Origin of the sequence: Ureibacillus sp. FSL W8-0352 (genome assembly GCF_038004345.1) — a bacterium.
Classification (GTDB): Bacteria; Bacillota; Bacilli; order Bacillales_A; family Planococcaceae; genus Ureibacillus; species Ureibacillus thermosphaericus.
The window spans coordinates 3,068,958-3,093,726 of sequence record NZ_JBBOQT010000001.1 but is presented as its reverse complement, the minus strand read 5'-3'; the positions used below and the strand labels follow the sequence as shown (position 1 = coordinate 3,093,726).

Annotated in this window: 17 protein-coding genes and 1 pseudogene; 1 reads left to right on the top strand and 17 read right to left on the bottom strand. The window is 37.9% G+C overall.

Annotated features, from left to right (window positions below):
• Positions 1-94: 94 nt before the first annotated feature.
• Complete coding sequence (locus NST98_RS15595; protein ID WP_096549683.1) at positions 95-1,210, bottom strand: IS4 family transposase; 1,116 nt, start codon at positions 1,208-1,210, stop codon at positions 95-97.
• Positions 1,211-1,971: 761 nt separating this feature from the next.
• Here NST98_RS15595 and NST98_RS17360 point away from each other — a divergent pair.
• Positions 1,972-3,545 (top strand): IS3 family transposase gene (locus NST98_RS17360; protein WP_445684047.1). Its coding sequence is split into 2 segments (ribosomal slippage): positions 1,972-2,614 and positions 2,614-3,545, totalling 1,575 coding nucleotides; the frame shifts between segments, so codons are not numbered across the junction.
• A 76-nt stretch (positions 3,546-3,621) separates the two neighbouring features.
• Here NST98_RS17360 and NST98_RS15580 read toward each other — a convergent pair.
• From NST98_RS15580 to NST98_RS15505, 16 genes and pseudogenes are all read right to left on the bottom strand, one after another.
• Positions 3,622-5,229, bottom strand: coding sequence for a CTP synthase (locus tag NST98_RS15580; protein ID WP_096550316.1), 1,608 nt, complete (start codon positions 5,227-5,229; stop codon positions 3,622-3,624).
• A gap of 403 nt (positions 5,230-5,632) precedes the next feature.
• Complete coding sequence (gene rpoE, locus NST98_RS15575) at positions 5,633-6,193, bottom strand: DNA-directed RNA polymerase subunit delta (RefSeq protein ID WP_340715499.1); 561 nt, start codon at positions 6,191-6,193, stop codon at positions 5,633-5,635.
• Positions 6,194-6,286: 93 nt separating this feature from the next.
• Positions 6,287-6,445 carry a hypothetical protein gene (locus NST98_RS15570; RefSeq protein WP_340704490.1) on the bottom strand — a complete coding sequence of 53 codons (159 nt, stop codon included), beginning with the start codon at positions 6,443-6,445 and terminating at the stop codon, positions 6,287-6,289.
• Between the two features lie 251 nt (positions 6,446-6,696).
• Positions 6,697-9,990 carry a fused isobutyryl-CoA mutase/GTPase IcmF gene (icmF, locus tag NST98_RS15565; RefSeq protein WP_340715498.1) on the bottom strand — a complete coding sequence of 1,098 codons (3,294 nt, stop codon included), beginning with the start codon at positions 9,988-9,990 and terminating at the stop codon, positions 6,697-6,699.
• A gap of 158 nt (positions 9,991-10,148) precedes the next feature.
• Positions 10,149-10,784, bottom strand: a complete 636-nt coding sequence (locus NST98_RS15560; RefSeq protein WP_340715497.1) for a TetR/AcrR family transcriptional regulator — start codon at positions 10,782-10,784, stop codon at positions 10,149-10,151.
• Positions 10,785-10,789: 5 nt separating this feature from the next.
• Positions 10,790-11,929, bottom strand: coding sequence for an acyl-CoA dehydrogenase (locus NST98_RS15555; protein ID WP_016837273.1), 1,140 nt, complete (start codon positions 11,927-11,929; stop codon positions 10,790-10,792).
• Between the two features lie 60 nt (positions 11,930-11,989).
• Entirely contained in the window at positions 11,990-13,120 is a 1,131-nt protein-coding gene (locus NST98_RS15550) for an acyl-CoA dehydrogenase (RefSeq protein ID WP_340709481.1), read from the bottom strand.
• 15 nt (positions 13,121-13,135) lie between these two features.
• Entirely contained in the window at positions 13,136-13,987 is an 852-nt protein-coding gene (locus NST98_RS15545) for a 3-hydroxybutyryl-CoA dehydrogenase (protein WP_096550313.1), read from the bottom strand.
• 23 nt (positions 13,988-14,010) lie between these two features.
• Complete coding sequence (locus NST98_RS15540) at positions 14,011-15,198, bottom strand: acetyl-CoA C-acetyltransferase (protein WP_340715496.1); 1,188 nt, start codon at positions 15,196-15,198, stop codon at positions 14,011-14,013.
• 1,511 nt (positions 15,199-16,709) lie between these two features.
• On the bottom strand, positions 16,710-17,984 hold the full coding sequence (locus NST98_RS15535) for an ISL3 family transposase (protein ID WP_340714590.1): 1,275 nt from the start codon (positions 17,982-17,984) through the stop codon (positions 16,710-16,712).
• Between the two features lie 137 nt (positions 17,985-18,121).
• Positions 18,122-20,272 carry a (Fe-S)-binding protein gene (locus NST98_RS15530; protein WP_340436243.1) on the bottom strand — a complete coding sequence of 717 codons (2,151 nt, stop codon included), beginning with the start codon at positions 20,270-20,272 and terminating at the stop codon, positions 18,122-18,124.
• 281 nt (positions 20,273-20,553) lie between these two features.
• Positions 20,554-21,114 (bottom strand): cob(I)yrinic acid a,c-diamide adenosyltransferase, encoded by a 561-nt coding sequence (locus NST98_RS15525; protein WP_340715495.1) that lies wholly within the window; start codon positions 21,112-21,114, stop codon positions 20,554-20,556.
• A 44-nt stretch (positions 21,115-21,158) separates the two neighbouring features.
• Positions 21,159-21,813 (bottom strand): annotated as a pseudogene (locus NST98_RS15520) (adenosylcobinamide amidohydrolase).
• 698 nt (positions 21,814-22,511) lie between these two features.
• On the bottom strand, positions 22,512-23,267 hold the full coding sequence (locus tag NST98_RS15515) for an amino acid ABC transporter ATP-binding protein (RefSeq protein ID WP_016837281.1): 756 nt from the start codon (positions 23,265-23,267) through the stop codon (positions 22,512-22,514).
• A gap of 15 nt (positions 23,268-23,282) precedes the next feature.
• Positions 23,283-23,987, bottom strand: a complete 705-nt coding sequence (locus tag NST98_RS15510) for an amino acid ABC transporter permease (RefSeq protein ID WP_096550308.1) — start codon at positions 23,985-23,987, stop codon at positions 23,283-23,285.
• A gap of 15 nt (positions 23,988-24,002) precedes the next feature.
• A complete protein-coding gene (locus NST98_RS15505; RefSeq protein ID WP_096550307.1) occupies positions 24,003-24,716 on the bottom strand; it encodes an amino acid ABC transporter permease in 714 nt (237 codons plus the stop codon).
• Positions 24,717-24,769: the final 53 nt, after the last annotated feature.

The window sequence follows — 24,769 nt, the reverse complement described above, 5'->3', positions numbered from 1 at the left end:
ATTTGTGCCAAAAAGACAAAACCTAAAGAAAGGTGGCACTGCCCATTTGGTAAATATATACAGTTAAACCAGAGCGACAACGACAAAAGGGAGATTATGGACTGGCTCGCCCATCAAATTTTCGCAACCAAACATAAGCTGGTTTCCACAGAGCTCTCTTTAACCAACGAGTAATTCGAAGTAGAGATTTCTTACTTTTCATCTCCAATTGAATGAGAACATGTAAGCAATACGTGATAAGGGCTAAGAAAATTTGATTTTGAATAGCTGTTTCACTCATTCCATAAAAGTGCTTAATTTCTACGTGTTGCTTGAGCCATTTGAAAAAGAGTTCAATAGCCCAGCGAGATCGGTAAATATCACTTATCTCTTCTGGTTTTAAATCAAATCGGTTGGTGATGAAACGAAGTAAGTTCCCTTTTGTGTCCATAACTTCTAGTAGACGAAAGACATTTTCAGTACGATTTTGTGTGGTACCAATGTAGACCATTTTATCGGATAGAACGTGACAATCATCAGGAAGTGAAAATGTATAGACTTCACGAATGACTGCGTTTTTCTTCAGTCTTGAAACGAAGAAATAGCCATCATCTGTCATCCGATCAAAACGTTCATAGTCCACATAACCGCGGTCAAACACATACATGGCTTCTTTATCATCCACTAGGACTTCGAGTTGATTTCGGTCATGTTCTTTTGCTGTCGTAATCACTGCTTTTTCAGGATAGACGGTGTCTTTATCCATGAAAACGAGCCGTAAGTGTAGCTTTACACCAGCTTTTGTTTTACGGAATTTTGCCCATTTATAATTGGTCAAATTCAACGGGAGTGTACTTGAATCAATGATTTTCAGTGGCATATTCTTTCCGGTTTTATAATGGTACCGTTGAATTTTCCAAACAAGATCCAAGAACAAATTTGCAAGAATTAGTGGGTTGATCTGATTGTTTTTTCGGGATAGCTGAGAGGCACTTATCGATTCAAATCCGAGTGCTTTTTGAAGATCTTCGTCTACAAGTGCATCACTCATTTCCTCTAAGCTCTTAAATTCGAGCAGCTGGGCTACCAATAAAAGTTTAATATAGGCTTCTGTTGTCAGCTTTTTTGTGTAATAGTCCTGTTTCAATTCTTTGACTTGTTCGCTAAGTTTTTGAATATTTATGGGTGAAACCCATTTACCAAATGATGAAATTAGTGTATTCTTGTCCATAACGTTTATCCTTTACGATTGGATTTGGACAGGAACCACCTGTACTTCCATTGTAAAGGATTTTTTTGTTTCGAAATCAATAAAAAATTGAACATTCTTAGTATTTTGAATCATCAGATTTAATTAGTGCAATGCTAGTGTATTAATATAATGAAAATAGTAAAAAAATACAGTTTTTCCTTTTTTATCTGATATTTCATCATAATAAAAAGGGGCTGTTCAGAAAGTCGAACTCTTTCTGAACAGCCTTACTTCTTATAGTAATATTCTCTTAAAAACTTTGCTCTCCTGCGGTGGTCACATCAAACGCGCCTACTCGTCGCAATTTATCTGAGGCGAAAGTTCTAGCGACAGCCGCAATTTATCTGCGGCTAAGCGTGTGCGACAGCCGCAATTTATCTGTGGCTAAGCATGTGCGACAGCTGCAATTTATCTGCGGCTAAGCGTGTGCGACAGCCGCAATTTATCTGCGGCGAAAGCTCTAGCGACAGCCGCAATTTATCTGTGGCGAAAGCTCTAGCGACAGTCGCAATTTATCTGTGGCTAAGCATGTGCGACAGCCGCAATTTATCTGCGGCTAAGCATGTGCGACAGCTGCAATTTATCTGCGGCGAAAGCATGTGCGACAGCCGCAATTTATCTGCGGCGAAAGCGTTAGCGACAGCCGCAAAGGGGGCATCTCAAAATGACTTTGATATGCTCCCTATTAGGTAGACAGATGAAAAATAAAAATTCATCTAACCTAATAGGGGGCTTTCATTATGACCTTTTACAAGTATCCTAAAGAGTTCATGTTAAAACTGATTCATTTATATTTAACGGGTGATTATTCATTTGAAAAGCTTGCTCGTCAATATAAAATTCACCAAAGTACTTTAAAAGAATGGGTTCGAAAGTATGAAGCCTTTGGTGAAGCGGTCTTTCACTCTAACTTTTCTCCACGATGTTATACAAGAGAACAGAAGATTCAAGCGGTGGAGGATTATTTATCTGGTGAATATTCTTTACTCGAATTAATGAAAAAACATCAAATTTCAGGTAGAACTATTTTAATGAAGTGGGTGAAAAAGTATACTAGTCATTGTGATATAAAAGATTCGGGTAAAGGATTGAGTAAAACAATGACAAAAGGTAGAAAAACAACCCTACTAGAACGAATGGAGATAGTCGATTTTTGCTTAAAGCACCATAAAAATTATCAATTAGCAGCCCAAACTTATCAAGTTTCTTATCAACAGGTATACCAATGGGTGAAAAAATTTGAGTTACATGGAGAAGAAGGGCTACAAGATCGCCGTGGACGCACAAAATCAGAGGCTGAATTAACGACGGAAGAAAAATTTAAATTAGAAATCAAACGAATTGAACGCGAGAATGAACGTTTACGTGCAGAAAATCTATTTTTAAAAAAGTTAGAGGAAATCGAAAGGAAGTGTTGTTAACCCAAGTACGATTACAAACTCGATATGAGGCCATTCAAGAATTACATGAAACCGAACACTTATCTATCATTTTACTTTGTCACATCGCAGGCGTTTCACGAGCAGCTTATTATAAATGGCTAAAACGCACCCCATCAGCGCGTGAACAATTGAATGAATCACTGTTAGAGGGCATTAAAACACTTCACGAACAAGTCAATGGAATCTATGGTTATCGTCGCATGACCATCACCATTAATCGATACAGAAAAATGGCGAATGAGCCCCTTGTCAATGAAAAACGCATTTATCGTTTGATGAAAATTGCGAAGATTCAAGCAGTGATTCGAAGAAAACGAAAAGGATATAAGAAATCACCTGTTCAACACGTAGCTGAAAATCGATTAAATCGCGAGTTTACTGCAGAAAAGCCCAATATGAAATGGTGTACAGATGTAACGGAGCTGAAATATGGGAACGGAAAAAAAGCCTATTTAAGTGCCGTTATTGATTTGTATGATGGTTCTATTGTGAGTTATGAATTGGGTCATTCCAATAATAATCAATTAGTTTTTAAAACCATACGAAAAGCAATCCAAACCCTGAAACCTGATGAACATCCACTCGTACATAGCGATCGAGGATTCCAATATACGTCCAAAAAATATAAGGAAATTATAGACGAGGCACAATTAACACAAAGTATGTCTCGGGTAGGTCAATGCATCGATAACGCTCCAATTGAATCCTTTTGGAGTAAATTCAAATGTGAAAAATATCATTTGAATACCTATGATTCATATCAAGCACTGAAACAATCGATTGATGAATATATTTATTTCTATAACAATTTCCGTTATCAGAAAAAATTAAACGGCTTAAGTCCCTTAGAATACAGGGCTCAAGCCGCTTAATAACATTTTTATTTTTTACACTGTCTACTTGACAGGGAGCAGTTCACTTTTCAGACGCCCCCTTTTTTATTAGCATTTATTGATTTTTGCGGTATTTGAAAGCTGCTCCGATAAACTCACGGAATAAAGGTTGCGGGCGTTGTGGACGAGAAACAAATTCAGGATGGAATTGGCATCCAAGGAAGAATTTTTTCTCTGGTAATTCGATAATTTCCACTAAACGATTGTCAGGGCTTGTACCTGAGAATACGAGTCCCTCAGCTTCCATTGCTTCACGGAATTCATTATTGAATTCATAACGGTGGCGATGACGTTCATATACTAACTCATCTTGATAAGCTTGTTCAGCACGAGAACCTTCTTTTAATTTACATGGATATAAACCTAAGCGTAATGTTCCGCCTAAATCCATATTTTCTTTTTGGTCTGGTAGTAAATCTATGATTGGATATGGAGTATCTTTCACAATTTCTGTTGTATGCGCTCCTTTTAATCCTAGAACATTTCGAGCAAATTCAATTGCCATCATTTGCATTCCTAAACAAATACCAAGGAATGGCACATCGTTTTCACGAGCATATTTAATTGCTGTGATTTTTCCTTCTGTACCGCGATTTCCAAATCCGCCAGGTACAATAATTCCGTCTGCATCTTTCAATAATTCATGCACATTTTCTTCTGTAATATCTTCAGCGTTAATCCAATCGATGCAAATATCGGAATCGTAAACGTAACCAGCATGTTTTAAAGCTTCAACAACTGAAATATATGCGTCTTGTAACTCAACATATTTTCCAACAAGCGCAATGCGTGTTTTATGTTTTAAGTTTTTCACCTTATGCACTAGCTCTTTCCAATCAGACATATCAGCTTCTGGTGCTTCGATTCCGAAATACTCTAATACGATATCATCTAAATCTTGAGCATGTAGATTTAATGGCACTTCATATAAATGTTCCACATCTCGAGACTCAATAATGTTGCGAGAGGATACATCACAGAATAATGCTAATTTTTCTTTCATGTCCTCTGAAACTGGTTGTTCTGTACGCACAACTAAAATATTTGGTTGGATACCTAAAGAACGCAATTCTTTTACTGAATGTTGAGTTGGTTTTGTTTTTAATTCACCTGCAGCTCTGATGTAAGGGATTAGTGTACAGTGAACATACATCACATTTTCTGCACCTAAATCAGATTTCATTTGACGGATTGCTTCTAAGAATGGAAGCCCTTCGAAATCTCCAACTGTTCCCCCTACTTCCGTAATTACGATATCCGCACTTGTTTCTCTTCCAGCACGTTGAATGCGCTCTTTAATTTCATTTGTCACGTGAGGAATAACTTGAACTGTTTTTCCATTATAGTCACCGCGACGCTCTTTCGCTAAAACTGTTTGATATATTTTACCGGAAGTTACCGTAGAATGTTTACCTAAATTAATATCGATAAAACGTTCATAGTGCCCTAAGTCTAAGTCTGCTTCAGCACCGTCATCAGTAACGAATACCTCACCATGTTGATAAGGGCTCATCGTACCAGGATCTATATTTAAATAAGGATCGAATTTTTGAATCGTCACTTGCAAGCCTCGATTTTTTAATAGTCTACCTAATGATGAAGCAACAATCCCTTTTCCTAAGGACGATACTACTCCACCAGTTACAAAAATATACTTCGTCATTTGTAAAATTCCTCCTCAAATATTTCCACTTTTATGAAATTACATAACTTATACTAAATCATTGCTGAAATGTTAACTCAATCAATAATCCTTTATTCATTTTTCCTTTTCCTACATTTCCATGCTTACAAGCAACGTTCCAAAAGAGAAAGCACTAAACACAATTACCGATATTTCCTCATGGCTTGTATTATACACTTCTCTGTGGAACATGTTTATAGGAAATAGGCTTCCTCAAGAACAAAAAATAAAAAACGCTCCTCCTGCATTTTGCAGGGGGAGCGTGAATATATCACGTTCATTCTCCTTCTTAAGGAGCCCAAATAAAAGATTAAACGGAACAAATTAATAAGTCAAGTAGTTTATATAAAAACCATTAAATTTACATATTTACAAAAATTTATTATTCTTCCTCTTCATCGATTTCTACATCTAATTCTTCATCGTCGATTAATAACTCTTCATCACCATCGATTAAATCATCATCGACTTCATCAATCTCATCTGGAAGCTCTACATCTAAATCATCAAGAGCATCATCGAAGTCGTCCACAAGTTCATCATCGAAGTCGATATCTTCTTCATCTTCATCCAAGAACTCTTCAAATTCTTCTTCAAATACTAAATCATCTTCATCGATGATTTCTTCTTCATCATCAAAGACAGCTATTCTCGCTTTACGTTTACGAGTTTTAATAGTAGGTGCTGTTTCTTCTTCGATTGTTTCTATTTTATACCATTCACGAAGTCCCCACGTGTTATCGTGGTTTAATAAGAAACGACCGTCTACATTTAAATCCGTAAAAAATTGTACCAATACTTGTTTAACTTCTTCTTCTGAAAGCCCTTTTAATTCTTTAATTTCATCTAATAAATCGAAAAAAGGAGTAGCTGTTTTTTTCTCTTCTAGAATTGCAAACGCTAAGTCTACTAACGCTTCTTCTGCTATTTGCTCTTTTGTCATTTCACGAATCTTCAACTCGTGCACGCCCTTTCTTTAATACATACATTACACATGTTAACCATTATATACAAATAATTGTATACTATGCTAGATTCATTTATTGTTTTTTATTTTATAAAAATCTCTGATTGCCATATAAAATAAATAACCTGACAAGATGAGAAGCGGTATTGCTCCCAATTGTTTATTATACAAAAAGAAGGTTGCAATTAGGCATGATAAAATCATTAAATAGTGTCCGTATTGTTTCACTTGCAACCCTCCTCTTCTTGTAACAAACATTATAGCCAATTTTCCTCCAAAGATGATAAAATTTGCAACAATTTTTTATGAAGAAGAGGAAAATTTTCCAACTTTTTTATGTATATGTATAAGAAGAGGAAGCGCTCGGAATCTAAAAACTTCGAACGTTCCCCCTTGATATGAACAATTAGGTGAAAATTACAGCATCTATTATTTTACTATGTGCACTTTATATTTGTAAAAAATATCTACCATAAACATTACATGTTTCTTCGATATTGGCCGCCAACTTCGTACAATGCTTTCGTAATTTGACCGAGACTTGCTACTTTTACTGTTTCCATTAATTCTTCAAAAATATTACCGCCAGAAAGTGCAACTTCTTGCAATCGTTTTAATGCTTGGGCACACTCACCTTTATTGCGCTCTTGGAATACTCGTAAGTTTCGAATTTGCTGTTCTTTTTCTTCCTTCGATGCACGAGCCACTTCTAATTTATCAATTTCTTCAATGGAAGCATTCGGATTAATGTACGTATTCACACCGATAATTGGCAGTTCTCCGGAATGTTTCAATTGTTCATAGTACATGGATTCTTCTTGAATTTTTCCGCGTTGATATTGCGTTTCCATCGCTCCAAGAACGCCACCACGGTCATTGATTCGCTCAAATTCTTCAAGCACTTTTTCTTCTACTAAATCCGTTAATTCTTCTACGATGAATGAGCCCTGTAATGGATTTTCATTTTTCGACAGACCGTGCTCTTTCGTAATGATCATTTGAATAGCCATCGCTCTTCTTACGGATTCTTCTGTTGGCGTTGTAATCGCTTCGTCGTATGCATTTGTATGAAGTGAGTTACAGTTATCTTGTAATGCCATTAATGCTTGAAGCGTTGTTCGAATATCGTTAAAGTCAATTTCTTGCGCATGCAAGCTGCGTCCAGATGTTTGAATATGGTATTTCAGCTTTTGGCTGCGTTCATTTGCACCGTATTTGTCACGCATTACAATTGCCCAAATGCGACGAGCCACTCGACCAATCACTGTGTATTCTGGGTCAAGGCCATTTGAGAAGAAGAATGATAAATTCGGTGCAAAATCGTCAATGTGCATGCCACGGCTTAAATAATATTCCACGTACGTAAAGCCATTTGCTAGCGTAAAGGCTAATTGTGTAATTGGGTTTGCCCCAGCTTCCGCAATGTGATAGCCGGAAATTGATACAGAATAGTAGTTGCGAACTTTATGTTTAATGAAGTATTCTTGAATATCTCCCATCATACGAAGGGCGAATTCCGTTGAGAAGATGCAAGTGTTTTGGCCTTGGTCTTCTTTTAAAATGTCCGCTTGTACCGTACCACGAACAACTTGTAGCGTTTGTTCTTTAATTTCTGTAAACTCTTCCACTGTTAAAATGCGGCCTAATTCTTTTTCTTTCTTTTTCACTTGCTGGTCAATCGCTGTGTTCATGAACATCGCTAAAATGATTGGCGCTGGACCATTAATTGTCATCGATACAGATGTTGATGGGTGGCACAAATCAAAGCCTTCAAATAATTTTTTCATGTCATCAAGCGTGCAGACACTTACACCCGATTCACCTATTTTTCCGAAAATGTCAGGACGTTCATCTGGATCTTCTCCGTATAGCGTTACAGAATCGAATGCTGTTGATAAACGTTTTGCCGGATCATCTTTTGATAAGTAGTGGAATCGCTTATTTGTACGTTCTGGTGTTCCTTCTCCAGCAAATTGTCGTTTCGGATCTTCTCCTTGTCGCTTGAATGGAAATACTCCTGCTGTATACGGGAAGGAACCAGGAACATTTTCTTTATATACCCAGCGTAAAATTTCACCGTAGTCTTTGAATTTTGGCAATGCCACTTTTGGGATTTTTGTTCCGGATAAAGATGTTGTTGTAAGTAATGTTCGAATTTCTTTATCGCGGATTTTTGTTACAAATTCTTCGCCTGCATATGCTTCTTTTACTTTCTCCCAGTTTTCTAAAATTCGTTTAGATTCTGGTGTTAATTCATTTTTTATTCCTTCCGCTAGTGTTTCGAGAGACTTGATAAGAACCTCATCCGGATTTTTTGCTTTTAATTCTTTGATTGTTCCTTCGATTTGGTAAAGTCTTGTTGCAAGTTCTGATTGTTGCTCTACTTTTTTATGATAGTTGCGAACTGTATCTACAATTTCGCGCAAATAGAATCGGCGGTCATTTGGAATGATCACATCTTGTTTTTCTGTTTTAGAGACGATTTCATAGGAAGTTTCCCAATTGTAGCCGAATTTTTCGTTAATTTTCTTCACAAGCGCTGCAAATAAAGCGTTTGTTCCTTTGTCGTTAAATTGACTAGCGATTGTGCCGTAAACCGGCATTTCGTCTAATTGTTGGTTCCATAATTCATGAGAACGTTGGTATTGTTTTTGCACTTGACGAAGAGCGTCTTCAGAACCTTTTCGCTCAAATTTGTTGATAGCGATTAAATCAGCAAAATCAATCATGTCGATTTTTTCTAATTGCGTTGGTGCACCAAACTCGCTCGTCATCACATACATGGATAGGTCTGTATATTTCGTAATTTCCGCATCCCCTTGACCAATTCCACTTGTTTCTACAAAGATTAAATCAAAGCCCGCTGCTTTCACCACATCAAGAATATCGCCGATAGATGCAGAAAGTTCTGAACGAGATCCGCGCGTTGCAAGGCTTCTCATATATACTCGTTTATCGAAAATAGCATTCATGCGAATACGGTCACCAAGTAATGCCCCACCTGTTTTTTGTTTTGTCGGGTCAACAGAGAGAATCGCGATTCGCTTATCTGGGAACTCTCGTAAAAATCTTCGTACAAGTTCATCCGTAAGTGAAGATTTTCCAGCTCCCCCTGTTCCGGTGATGCCGACAACCGGCGTTCCTTTGCTTCTTTGGCGAGCTTGTTTCAACATTTCGGTAATTTCAGGGTCGCCGCCAACTTCCGCTGCCGTAATTAAGTTCGCTAATATTTCTGGTCGATCTGTCGATAATTTATCTAGAAGCTCTAAATAGTTCCCTCTCAGTGTTGAGAAGTCTGCTCCTTTGAGTTTTTCGTTGACCATTCCTTGCAACCCAAGGCGCATGCCGTCTTCTGGTGAGAAAATACCTGCAATACCATAGTCGTGGAGTTCTTTTATTTCTCTAGGTAATATAACTCCACCTCCACCTCCATAAATTTTGATGTGAGGTGCCCCTTTTTCTTTAAGCAGGTCGTACATGTATTTGAAGTACTCCATGTGACCGCCTTGATAAGAAGAAACAGCAACCGCTTGTGCATCTTCTTGAATCGCTGCGTTCACCACTTCTTCTACAGATCGGTTATGGCCAAGGTGAATTACTTCTGCCCCGCTTGCTTGAAGGATTCTTCGGATGATGTTAACCGATACATCATGACCGTCAAAAAGGCTAGATGCTGTAACGAATCGAACGTGATTCTTCGGACGATATACTTCCGTTGTTGGACGGTTTATTTCAGTCTTTGATGTCTTATTCTCTGTTTGCATTTGAACCATATAATAAAACCCCTTTCATTTAAAAGTGAACGAAATCTCCCGGTTGTTAAAGTGTACTTCTTTTCATGAAAGATGCACATCGAAGAAAAATAAGGTTGAGGCGATAAAACACCGCTTTGCAAACGAAGGTATCGTATGCAATTTAGCGGTGTTTACCCCTATTTTTCACGAAAATGTAGAATCCCCGATAAGAATAATCTCGTTTGCAATGCAATAAATTCTTCAGTTGTATATTTTTTGTGATACGCCCATTTGCGGAATGCCCAGCTTTGTCCTTGGATTACTAAGTGGTTTGCTGCTAAATAGATTTCTTGATCTGTCAGCTCTATTTCTCCCGATTTCACGCAAGATTTCAATATTTTCTCAAATAATGAAGCCATCTCTAGCTCTTTGCTTAATACGTATTGCATTGCTTCTTTTGGCAATGATTTTGTCTCTTGATACATGACTGTAAATTCATCAATCATGCGATCAATTAACAAGAAGTATTGTCGAATTGCTTCTTCTAGTTCTTCAATTGTTCCCTTTTGCGTTGAAATGTCTGATAAACACATCGTTACTTTATTGTAGATGTGGTCACAAACTAAATAGAGTACATCTTCTTTCGTTCGAATGTATTCGTACAATGTTCCAATACTAAATCCAGCAGCTTTGGCTATTTCCCTTGTTGTTGCACGATGAAAGCCCTTTTCTTTAAATAATTTAACGCTTGCTTCAACGATTTGTTGGCGTCTTAATTCGATAAGGCTTTCATCTTTGACGGAAGTTTGTACGATAATTTTTTCCTTGCTCATACCTGTTACTTTGTCAACATGCGAGAGATTACAAGTCTTTGAATCTCTTGCGTTCCTTCATAGATTTGCGTAATTTTTGCATCACGCATGTAACGCTCAACAGGATATTCTTTCGTATAACCGTATCCTCCAAAGACTTGCACAGCTTCTGTCGTCACTTTCATTGCTGTATCTCCCGCCATCAATTTTGCCATCGCGCTTGCTTTTCCGTAAGGCAAGCCTTCGGATTCTAGCCAAGCTGCTTGATAAGTTAATAGTCTTGATGCTTCTACAGCTGTAGCCATATCTGCCAGTTTGAAAGAGATCCCTTGATTTGCTGCGATTGGTTTTCCGAATTGTTCGCGTTCTTTTGCATATTCAACAGCTGCATCCAACGCTCCTTGGGCAATTCCTACCGCTTGGGCTGCAATTCCGTTTCGTCCACCGTCTAATGTTTGCATTGCAATTTTAAAACCTTCTCCTTCTGCACCAAGTAAGTTTTCTTTTGGAACTCGGCAGTTGTCAAAGATAATTTCTGCTGTAGGTGATGAACGGATTCCCATTTTGTCTTCTTTTTTCCCAACTTGGAAACCTGGGAAACTTGATTCAACGATAAAGGCGCTAACTCCTCTTGTTTTTGCTTCCGGATTTGTTAATGCGAAGACAATGTAGATGTCTGCGATACCACCATTTGTGATGAAGATTTTTGAACCGTTTAACACGTATTCATCTCCATCCAAAACAGCTGTTGTTTTCATCGCTCCCGCGTCACTACCTGAACCAGGCTCAGTTAAGCAATATGCACCGATTTTCTTCCCTTCTGCCATAGGTCGAAGGTATTTTTGCTTTTGTTCTTCAGTACCGAATTTATAAACTGGCCAACCCGCTAATGAAGTATGAGCTGAGAGAGTTACACCAGTTGACGCACATACGCGAGAAAGTTCTTCTACAGCGATTACATAAGCTAAATAATCAAAGCCAGCTCCACCGTATTCCTCTGGCCAAGGGATTCCTGTCAGTCCAAGTTCCGCTAGTTTATCCCAAATTTCTCTATCAAAGCGTGCTTGCTCATCACGTTCTTGTGCTGTAGGTGCTACTTCATTTAGCGCGAAATCTCGTACCATTTCTCGCAGTTGTAAATGTTCTTCTGACAATTGGAAATTCATGGTTATCCCCCTTTTTTGAGTTTGGCACTTCTACTTGGATATTGAGACAGTACCAGAATCTTATAAATGTTTGCTAATTACAATGCGTTGAATTTCACTTGTGCCTTCGTAAATTTCAGTAATTTTTGCATCACGGAAGTAGCGCTCTACCGGATACTCTTTTGTATAACCGTATCCGCCAAATACTTGAACTGCTTCGATTGCCACTTCTCTCGCTGTTTGTGATGCAAACAACTTCGCCATCGACGCTTCTTTACCGCAAGGCAAGCCTTTTGAACGTAGGTCTGCCGCACGATAAACGAGTAGTCTTGCAGCTTCTACCGCTGTTGCCATATCTGCAAGCTTAAACCCAATTCCTTGATTCGCAATAATTGGCTTACCAAACTGTTGACGCTCGCCTGCATATTTCACTGCTGCATCTAAAGCCGCTTCTGCAATACCAAGAGCTTGTGCTGCAATCCCGATACGGCCGACATCTAAGTTTGCCATTGCGATTTTAAAGCCTTCTCCTTCTTCTCCGAGGCGATTTGCTTCCGGCACTTCCATGTTTTCAAAGCTCAGTTCAACTGTTCTAGAACCGTGTAAGCCCATTTTTTTCTCATCTTTTCCTATGATGAGGCCTGGAGTATCTTTTTCAACAATGAACGCCGTTACCCCGCGGGAACCTTTTTCAGGATCCGTTTTAGCAAAGACGATATAAACATCTGCCTCACCACCATTTGTGATGAAGATTTTTGAGCCGTTGATGATGTATTTATCGCCTTTTTTCACCGCTCTTGTTTTTAAGGAAGCAGCATCGCTTCCTGCAGATGGTTCTGTTAAACAAAAGGCTCCTAAATATTCTCCTTTTGCGAGTTTTGGCACATATTTTTGTTTTTGTTCTTCATTTCCAAAATATAGAATTGGATTTGTACCAACAGAAGTGTGCACAGATAGAATAACACCAATTACCGCGCTTACTTTGGAGAGTTCATTAATCGCGATGATATACGAAATAAAATCCATTCCAGAACCGCCATACTCTTCTGGAACAGTAATCCCCATTAAACCGAGCTCAGCCATTTTGTTTAAAATCGGCCTAGGAAATTCACCTGCTTCCATTTTTTCGACAAACGGAGCAATTTCGTTTTGTGCAAAATCCCGAACCATATCACGCATCATGAGTTGCTCTTCTGTGAAGTTCAAATTCATCGGTTTCACTCCCTGCTATTCGTAGATGTAGAAACCGCGGCCTGATTTCTTTCCTAACCAACCAGCTGCCACGTATTTGCGAAGTAAAGGACACGGACGATATTTGCTATCTCCTAATCCTTCATGTAAGATTTCCATAATGTATAGACATGTATCTAAACCGATGAAATCTGCTAATTGAAGTGGTCCCATTGGATGATTCATGCCTAATTTCATAACATCGTCGATTGCTTCTTTTGTCGCAACGCCTTCATATAGTGCATAAATCGCTTCGTTAATCATCGGTAGGAGAATGCGGTTGGATACAAATCCCGGGAAGTCATTAACTTCTACCGGTTTTTTGCCTAACTCAATCGCCATTTGTTCTACCGTTTTGTATACTTCATCAGCCGTTGCAAGACCGCGAATTACTTCCACCAGTTTCATAACTGGCACTGGATTCATGAAGTGCATACCGATTACTTTTTCAGGTCGTTTCGTTACTGCTGCAATTTCCGTAATTGGAAGTGAAGATGTATTTGTCGCAAGAATTGCATGTTCCGGTGCAATTTCATCTAGTTGCTTAAAAATAGATTGCTTGATTTCCATATTTTCTGTTGCTGCTTCGATTACAATATCCACATCACGAGCATCTTCTAAGCTCAAGGATTTCGTAATTCGATTTAAAATCGCTTCTTTTTCTTCAGCAGTTTTACGTCCCTTTTCCACATCGCGAGACAAATTTTTCGTAATTGTTGTAAGACCTCGTTCAAAGTATTCTTCTTTAATGTCGTTTAATTTTACTTCAAATCCTGCTGTAGCACATACTTGAGCAATGCCTGAACCCATTTGTCCAGCACCAACAACCATTACTTTTTTAATTGCCATTTCCTTTCCCCCATTTGTTTGAATTAATTTTTCGATACTTCTACCATGATGGCATCCCCTTGACCACCGCCAGAGCAAATAGCTGCGATGCCAATTCCACCACCACGACGTTTTAATTCGTAGCAAAGAGTTAAAATGATTCTTGCACCTGAAGCACCAATCGGATGACCTAATGCAACCGCTCCTCCGTTTACATTCACTTTGTTTGGATCGAGTCCAGCAATTTGGTTGCTTACAAGAGCAACTGCTGCAAAGGCTTCATTAATTTCAATTAAGTCAATTTCATCAATCGTTTTGTTTGTTTTATTTAAAATTTCACGAATCACAAGTCCTGGAGTTTGTGGAAAGTTTTCTGGCTCAACAGCAACTTCCGCATGAGCTAATACATACGCGAGCGGTGTGCGTCCTTCTTCCTTCGCTTTTTTCTCACTCATTAATACAAGTGCACAAGCGCCATCATTTACTCCCGGAGCATTTCCAGCAGTAATTGTGCCGTCTCGGTCGAAAGCAGGTTTTAAATTTGCTAGCGCTTCCAATGATGTTTCTCTGCGAGGCGCCTCATCTTCTTTTACAATTAATGTATCTTTGCGAGTTTTTACTTCTACCGGAACGATTTCTTCAGCCAATTTCCCTTCATCAATCGCTCGGATTGCTAATTGATGGCTACGCAATGCCCATGCATCTTGTTCTTCTCTTGAGATGTTGAATTCCTTCGCTGTTCCGTTTCCATAAGTCCCCATATGAACCTTATCTGGATGGAAGGAACAAGATAGGCCATCATAAATCATGCCATCAACAACTGTTGAATCTCCCATACGTAATCCCCAACGACCCTTTTGCAAGTAATACGGAGCATTGGACATCGATTCCATTCCGCCAGCAACAATGACTTCTTCTTCCCCTAGGCGAATTAATTGATCAGCAAGTGTCACACTTCTCATACCTGATGCACAAACTTTGTTGATTGTTTCTGTTTTTACTGACCAAGGAATTCCCGCTTTTGCTGCTGCCTGGCGAGAAGGAATTTGTCCCTGCCCTGCTTGAAGAACCGTACCCATAATTACTTCATTCACTTGATCCGCCTTGACATCTGCCCTTTTCAATGCTTCTTTAATGGCAATACCTCCAAGATCAGAAGCAGTAAGAGTTGATAATGCGCCACCGAATTTGCCAAAAGGTGTTCTTGCACCCTCTAATATAACTGTTTTCAAACATTCCACCCCTTTATCGAAACGTGCGTAAATCTTGAATGTTTCATTATTTTGTTGAATACAATAATAGTAGTACTGAGTGTTGATAATCGATTGAACGCTCGCTCAGTATTAATCATAAGAAAAAGCGGAGTTGTTTAGAACTCCCTTTTCTATTCTCCCTATTATTTTACTGAAAATTAAGTAGATTAGCAATCGATTTTTTCTTATTTTTCTAACAATTTAATATTTCAGTATAATATTTATACCCCAAATACCTCTCTTTATCCTTATTGGATGTACTCGCCTCGCCAATACTTTAACCTCTTCGTGAATCAATATTTTTATTCTCAAAGAATTCGCTCATTGTCTAATTCAAAAGAATTATAGTCAATCTTCAAAGGATAATAGTCAAAGTCGTTTACATAATTGCCAAGGGGAACAAATATTGTTTCCGACATTTACGATAATAGTCAACTTCCTAATAATAATAGCCATTCTTCAAAAGATAATAGTCAAAGCTGTGTACTTAATAGCCAATCCTATAAAAACAATCGCTGACGGACGAGATAATAGTCAAAATCCATCACATTATAGTCAACTTTCTAAAGATAATAGTCAAAGTCGAATACATAATTGCCAAGGGGAACAAATATTGTTTCCGACATTTACGATAATAGTCAACTTCCTGATAATAATAGCCATTCTTCAAAAGATAATAGTCAAAGCTGTGTACTTAATAGCCAATCCTATAAAAACAATCGCTGACAGACGAGATAATAGCCAAAATCCATCTCATTATAGTCAACTTTCTAAAGATAATAGTCAAAGTCGAATACATAATTGCCAAGGGAACAAATATTGTTTCCGACATTTACGATAATAGTCAACTTCCTGATAATAATAGCCATTCTTCAAAAGATAATAGTCAAACTTGCGCATTTAATAGCCAACACCCATACACACGATCTCTAAAAGACGGGTTTGCATCCAAACTCCCAAATCGAAAAGGGGCGTCTGAAAAGTCATTTTGAGATGCCCCCTTTGCGGCTGTCGCTAAAGATTCGCTGCAGATAAATTGCGGCTGTCGCTAAAGCTTTCGCTGCAGATAAATTGCGGCTGTCGCTAAAGATTCGCTGCAGATAAATTGCGGCTGTCGCTAAAGCTTTCGCCGCAGATAAATTGCGGCTGTCGCTAAAGCTTTCGCCGCAGATAAATTGCGGCTGTCGCTAAAGCTTAGCCGTAGATAAATTGCGCTGTCGCTAAAGATTCGCTGCAGATAAATTGCGGCTGTCGCTAAAGATTCGCTGCAGGTAAATTGCGGCGAGGAGGCGCGTTTGATGTGACCGCCGCAGGAGCAAAGTTTTTAAGAGAATATTACTATAAGAAGTAAGGCTGTTCAGAAAGTGTTCGACTTTCTGAACAGCCCCTTCAAACATTTGGTTCTTTGTCAAATGGTGTTGGTGAATAAATTTTAGTGACATTATTTGGTAATATGTAATCGGATGGCTTAGGGGAAATTCGAGGTTCCCCTAAGCTGTTTTTATTTTCGCTAAGTTTTGGGTAATGAATATTCGGTTTCTAAAGTGATAGAAGGATCGATAACCGAAAGAAATGCGTTTAATCACTTTGATTTTGTTATGAATCCCCTCTAAAATGCCGTTATTATAATCGTACTTTAGCGTATTCTCGACATAATTGATGTATTTGTTGATTGTCTTGATGGCGGTTTTCATATAGCTGGAAACGATATTTTGTTTATTCTCTAATGTTTTCTTTAGGAGCTCAAAGTCTTTGGTTTTGATGTAATGTCGAACGTATTGGTATAACTCATAGGACGCTTTTAATTCAGAATCTAAATCAATGAGATAGTGGAGAATCTCCACCTCACACATATGCTTTTTAAAGCAACGATGATATGTATAGTTCTTATAATCAAGTTTTGTTTGATCTTTCAGAAGGAGCTTCCAGTATTTTTTCAATTTATTGTAATTCTTTTTATCCCGATTCATGACGTTGATGCGCGTTTTGTTTAAAGCTCTGCTAAATAGTTGGAGGATATGGAATTTGTCGAGTACGATTTCCGCTTTAGGGAAAACTTCTTGGATTAAGGAAATATAAGGGCTATACATATCGATGACAATCGTTTTTACCGCATCTCTCGCCTTCTTGGAATACCGTAAGAAATACTCTTTGAGGACAGATAATCTCCGGTCCTCCACGATATCCACAATCTCCCCCGTTTCAGAGTCGCAGAAAATAAAGGACATCGCTCCAGCTGCGGATTTCACTGATTTAAACTCATCAAAACACAAATGCTTTGGAAGGTAGTGAACATTTGGTTGATAGTAGCTATAAAAGCTGTCAATGACACGACTGACAGTGGCATGAGAAACATGATGTTTCATCGCAATATCTTTTTCGGATATTTTATCTTTGGCGTTTAAAGCAATCGATACTTTGGTATTGTTGGAAATACAACAGTTTTTAGCCACGACGCTCGTTTTTAAAGTAAACGTGGAATGACAATGTTTACAGAAATAACGCTGTTTACGCAATTTTAAGTAGGTATGAAAACCTGAAATGCTAGGCATTTTAATGAGAGACGTTTTAAAACCGTGTTTAATGATTTGATCATCGAAGACATGTCCACAAGCATAACAAGCTTTTGGTTGATACGTTAACGTCCCATGAAAGACTTTCGCTTTTACTTTTTTGATTGTTTCGGTAGAACAAAAATTTTCATCAAATGTGATATTTTTGTCTTTTATATTGAGTAGGTTTCGTATAGAATGATGGTGAGACATGTGACACAACTCCTTTGGAAAATGTGTTTTGGCGATTACATTTTACCAGAGTTTTGTCACTGTCTCATTTTTTTTGTTCAAAAAAATTGGTGCTGGTTTATACTCACCAACACCAAATATTATAGAGCCAAACATTTTTACTGTACTTCCACAGTTTCTTCTTGTGATGATTCACCCGATTCGATTTCTTTTGCTCTTTCTCCGAAGACAGATCGTTCTAACAATTCACATACATCATATGTTCCGATTTTGTCTTCCACTTCTTTTGCTTTCGTGCCGTCTGTAAGCATCGTTAAGCAGTATGGACAGCCTGAAGAAATCACAGATGCATTTGTCGCTAATGCTTGTTCTGTACGAGCAACGTTAATGCGATTTCCTACACGGTCTTCCATCCACATTAATCCACCGCCTGCACCGCAGCACATTGCTGTTTCACGGTTGCGTTCCATCTCTACTAATTTCACGCCAGGAATCGCTTTTAAAATTTCACGCGGCGCATCATATACGTTGTTATAGCGTCCTAAATAGCAGGAATCGTGGAATACGATTGTTTCATCCACACGGTGGTTCAATACAAGCTTGCCTTCCTCAATGAGCTTGTATAACAATTCCGTATGGTGATAAACTTCCCCTTCCCATCCGAAATCTTTATATTCATTTTTGAAGATGTTGTATGCGTGTGGATCGATTGTTACAATCTTTTTCACGCCATATTTCTCGAACTCTTGAATGTTTCCTTGAGCTAGTTCTTGGAATAAAAACTCGTTTCCAAGACGTCTCGGTGTATCACCAGAGTTTTTCTCCTTATTTCCTAAAATCGCAAATTTAACACCCGCTGCATTTAATAATCTAGCGAAAGACATCGCGATTTTTTGTGAACGGTTATCGAATGAACCCATGGAACCTACCCAGAATAAATATTCGAAGCCTTCTTCAGATTTCATTGCTTCTTTTACTGTTGGAATGTGAACAGTTGAATCTGAGTCGCGCCAGTTCTCTCTTTCTTTACGGTTAAGCCCCCATGGATTTCCTTGGCGCTCAATATTATTTAACGCTCGTTGTGCATCAGGATTAATTTTTCCTTCTGTCATCGTTAAATAACGGCGTAAATCGATAATTTTATCAACATGCTCATTCATTACCGGACATTGATCTTCACAATTTCGGCAAGTTGTACAAGCCCAAATCTCTTCTTCTGTAATAATATCACCAATTAATGATGGAGAATAAATATCTTCAATGACCGCACCTTCAGCACCTGCCGCCATTGCCAGTTGATTACCTTTCGTTTTATTCCAAACAAACGTTGGCACCCAAGGTTTTTTCTTTGTCACAACGGCACCAGTATACGTTAAATGGTCACGTAGTTTAACAATTAAATCCATTGGCGATAACATTTTTCCCGTGCCGGATGCTGGACACATATTTGTACAACGTCCGCATTCTACACAAGAATATAAGTCTAACAATTGGATTCTTGTAAAATCTTCAATTTTTCCAACACCAAATGATTCTGCTTCTTCATCCTCGAAGTCGATTTTGCGCAAGCGACCAGCTTTTCCTGCTCTTTTGAAGAAAAGACCAATCGTAACAAATACTTCGTGGAATTGTTTAGATTGGGGTACAAATACGAGGAATGTGAACACCGCTAACATATGTACCCACCAAAATACATTAAATAGCACATTTGCAACTACCGGGCTTAAGCCGCCAAAAAGGAATGCAAATATACCTGAAAATGGAGCAATGACAAAATTCGGCTCATTTTCATGTGCAACCGTTTCAAAACCTAGAGCAAGGAAAATAGAAAGGCATAGTGTAATTAACGCAATATATACAAAAGCCGCTTTCTTATCTCTTTTCCATTGTAAACGTGTTAGCTTTTCACCATAACGGCGATAAGCTGCATAAACAAGAGCACATAACATGAAAAACATCGTCCACTCTTGCATAAACGTGAAGAATGGATGAAGAGCTCCTAACGGAAATGTATATCCTGGAATAAATCCTTTGATGATTAATTCAATTAATCCTAATTGAATAATAAAGAATGCATAAAACAAAATAAGGTGCATTACGCCACTTTTACGATCTTTGAACAATTTGTTTTGTCCAAGAACGTTAATCCAAAAATTCTCAAATCGCTCTTTGAAACTGATTTCCAACTCTTCTTTTTTACCGAGTTTAATATATTCTAATCTTGTTTTCACTGAATAAACAAACAGATAAACTGCATACAGAACTACGGCTATAAATAATAACCCGTTCACTAGCAAAAAGCCATTCATATCTAATCCCCCTTGTTTGTCATGTGAACAGCAACAATTTATATCATTCATTTTAATTATGAATGAGCATTCAGTCAACAACTATTCAAAAATTTCTAAATTTTTAGCTAGTTGAACTAGAATACTATATTTACTAAATATGATATATAATTTTATACAATTAAAAAAGTAGATATTTTTACAAAAATATTGCCTAAAATACAAAAATCCAAGCGCAACATAAAAAAATTTCACACTTGGATTTTTTTTCTATTGCAAATTCAATATTTTAATATACAGTATTATCTAAATACATCACCGCCTCGAATATATTCCACATCTTTTACATTCAAGCGGTAATTCACGGCACGAGCAGCAACAAAGAAATAATCTGAAAGACGATTTAAATATTTTTGAATTACTCCTGGGACATCTTCTACTTCATTCATTAGCGTAACTACCTGTCGCTCTGCACGTCTTGTTACCGTCCGAGCAATATGAAGTGTTGCTGCTGCTGGTGATCCGCCTGGCAAAATAAAACGCTTAATTGGTGGCACTTCCTCAGAAAGTACATCAATACGTTTTTCTAATGCCTCTACGGAAGTTTCCTGCAATTTGTATTTTCTTTCTTTCATGACATTTGCTAAATCTCCTCCGCAATCAAAAAGTTCGTGTTGGATTGTTTCAAGATCCTTTAGAATATCTTGAAATTTATTTGGATCTAATTCCGTTACAGCTTTACCAATAAATGAATTCAATTCATCGATTGTTCCATACGCTTCCACACGAACGTGGTCTTTACTAACTCGACCACCAATTAAACTCGTTTTTCCTTGATCCCCTGTTTTTGTATAAATTTTCATCGTTCCATCTCCCTTTTATAAATTTGAATGGCTTCCACCGTTGCTTACCCTTTGCCAATCATTTTCCCTACTTCTGTAAGAGGACCAGCATATTGCATAAATTCTCCTTGTTGCGTCGCAGCAACTAGCAGGCTATCAGTCGGTGTCTGTGGCAATGGTATTTGATAATTTATCCATAACCTTTTCTGTTTGTAGTGCTTTCGATTTGGCTTCTGTTGCAGTCATCATCCCTTGTACGAAAGCCTCTTCGGACAGCTTTCCATTGATCATTACCCATGTATTGATTGTCCCAATGGTTTGATATGCTGTTCGTTCATAGGAATGAGATACATCGATAGCACCGCCAATTCCAGCTGTGACAATGACAATAAGGTTGCCAAAAGGTGCAAGATATTCTTTCATCACCGCTTTTTTCGTATCGACCGCCGTCATCATTACTACTGTATTCGTTGGTGAAAAGCCCTTTTCTATTATATATTGCAAAAATTCAGTTTTCACATTTTCTATATCATATTCTTGTGGAACTGTTCGATTGATGAATGTCGCATACCATCCTAAACCTGCATTATGAACCGCTGATGACAACACTTTTAAAGGAAATTCAGCAATAAAGGCAATGTAATCCTCTCCCTTTTGTATATTGGATAAGGAAACGGATTTTTCCTTTCTCCGCTCTTCAAAATCTGGGAGAATTGCCATTTGCGGTTTCGGTTGCTCAGGATGGGCTTGCGTTGAAATACGTGCTTCATATACATCCATGATTTGCTGTTCAATAATTACTTCATGAGGCTCACCGTATGCTTTTACGCTCCCAGCCTCCATGAGCAATAAATGCTCGCAATATAGGGAAGCTAAATTGATATCATGAAATACCGATACAACGGTTAAACCATGTTCCGTCACTTCTTTACGTATCATATCCAAAATTTGTTTTTGATGTGCAATATCTAAATGGCATGCGAATATTCCATAAAATACTAAATGCTCTCGGATTGGTAGATGATAATGGAATATCAACAGAACCAATTGATACCCCAAACCAAAAGCTTATAAGTAATAGAAAAATAGAGGAGCCGTAAGCGAGTAATCATTTTTTCTTCACCATCTATCCTCTACCCCTCTAAAATATGTATCGTAAGTTTCCATACGTCCTCCAATTGATTCGTATCAACTTTTGAAAAATAAAAAAGCTCCCGCCATAAAACGAGAAACAGATAGCCAACATGCGTACCTTTCTCCCTCAAAGATTGTGCGCTCTTCACCCAGAAAATTTCATCATAATTATTCTTAATTATAGCTTATTCTTTAAGAATTATCGTACGAATTCTAAAAAACAGAAAAAGGTACAAAAAAACACTCTCAAATCTATAACATGAGAGCGTTTCATTAAATGAAGATTAAATTTCGTAATCAAAAGACCCTGGCAATACACGACGCAAAAATTGTTTTGTTCGAATCTCTTTAGGCGAAACAAAAATATCATGTGGTGTACCTTCTTCAACAATCACACCGCCGTCCATGAAAATCACTTTATTTGCGACGTCTTTAGCAAAGCCCATCTCGTGGGTAACAACAAGCATCGTCGTACCTTCGTTGGCAATCTCTTTCATCGTATTTAATACTTCCCCTACTAGTTCTGGGTCAAGTGCGGATGTTGGCTCGTCAAATAAAATAATATCCGGGTTTAAAGCGACAGCACGAGCAATTCCAACACGCTGTTGCTGCCCTCCTGATAGCTGGCTTGGATAATAGTCGTATTTTTCGGATAAGCCGACTTTATCTAATGCTTTTTTCGCAATTTCTCTCGCTTCGGCTTTCGGCACTTTGCGAGCAATAACTAACCCTTCCATTACGTTTTCAATGGCCGTTTTATTGTTAAATAAATTATAGTTTTGGAATACGAAGGCAGTTTTTTTACGTACTTGTTGCACTTCTTTTTTCGTCGCATTTTTTAAATCTACTTCTAAGTCCCCGAATCTTGCAGTTCCTTTATCTGCTCTTTCTAAAAAGTTAATGCATCTAAGCAGTGTCGTTTTCCCGGAACCACTTGGACCTAGAATGACTACAACGTCCCCTTTATTGATCTTTAAATCTACACCTTTTAAAATCTCATTTTTACCAAAGGATTTATGAATATCTTTAATCTCTAACATTATTTGCCTCCTTCCTTAAGCATTGGCAACTTTGTAACGGCTTAACCGTTTCTCTAAATACTTAAATAGTTGTTCGACCGCAATACAAATAATTAAATAGACAATGAAAATATCAATATATGCTTCCAAATAGTTATACCCAAAGTTTGCTGCTACTTTTGCCTTTAATGTAATCTCTTGTAAGGAGATGGCATAACCTAATGAGGTTGCTTTAATTAAGTTCACCGTTGTATTCGCAATGTTTGGCAAGGCAGAGACAAGAGCTTGCGGAATAATAATTCTTCGATATGCTTGAGCTGTCGTTAAACCGACAGAATAGGCAGCTTCCAATTGTCCCTTTTCAACAGTCGATAAGGCCGAGCGGAATACTTCAATTAAAACGGCTGACTTGTTGAAAGCGAAAATAACGAATGCATACCATATCGGATGAATTTTATACACTTCATAATCGATGTTATATTTTTCAAAGGTCATATTTAATAGAATCGGTATAAAACTATATAAAACAAAAATTTGGATAATGATTGGCGTACCGCGAACGAATGATACATAAATTTTCGCTAGTTGATTCAGCACCGGAATTTTATTAATTCTTGTTAAAGCGAAGAAAAACCCAATCGGCAAAGCAATCGCAAGAGCAACAACAGTCACAAGCAATGCGATCGGCACGCCTGATAATGCAACGAAAAACGTATCGATTAAAAATTCTATATTTAACATTTGTTACTCCACCTCCTACGATGCCTTTATCGAGCGGGAACCTTTGCTGAAAGTTTTTTCAAGGAGTTCGAATATTTTTTCAATGACAATGGAAATAACCCAATAAATCACGGCTAATGCAATGTAAATTTCTAACGCATGGGAATTAAAGTTACTTGCAATAATCAAGTTTGCTTTTCCAACAATGTCGATAAATCCAATTGTGTAAGCTAATGCCCCTTCTTGTAAAATGGCAATTAGACCGTTTCCGAAGTTAGGAAGAGCTACAACAAAAGCTTGTGGGAAAATGATGCGTCTGTATGCTTGCCATGGCGTCAGCCCAACACTTACCGCCGCCTCAAATTGTCCTTTATCAATGGATTGAATTGCGGAACGAATCACTTCAGACATCATGGCTGCAAATTGTAATGAGAACGTAATAACGACAAAAACACCTGTATAAATATTTTGTAAATTCACATTAAATAATGAATCTGCTAAAAATGGAACACCATAGTAGACTAAAAACAATAGAACGATGGATGGCGTACAACGCATAATCGTTGTATATCCATGGGCGATTACTTGCAGCACCTTACTTTTGCCCATTTTCATAAAGGCTAAGACTAAGCCAAGCAATGTACCAAAGAATACGGCAAGACCCGCCACAGCAAAAGTGATTTTTAAGTATGGCAATAATTGCGGAAATGCTCCCCATAAATAGCCAATATCAAAATACTTTTCAAACATTCTCTCACCACTTTTCATGAAAAAATGAAGGCTGTAAGGTGATTGGTACCCAA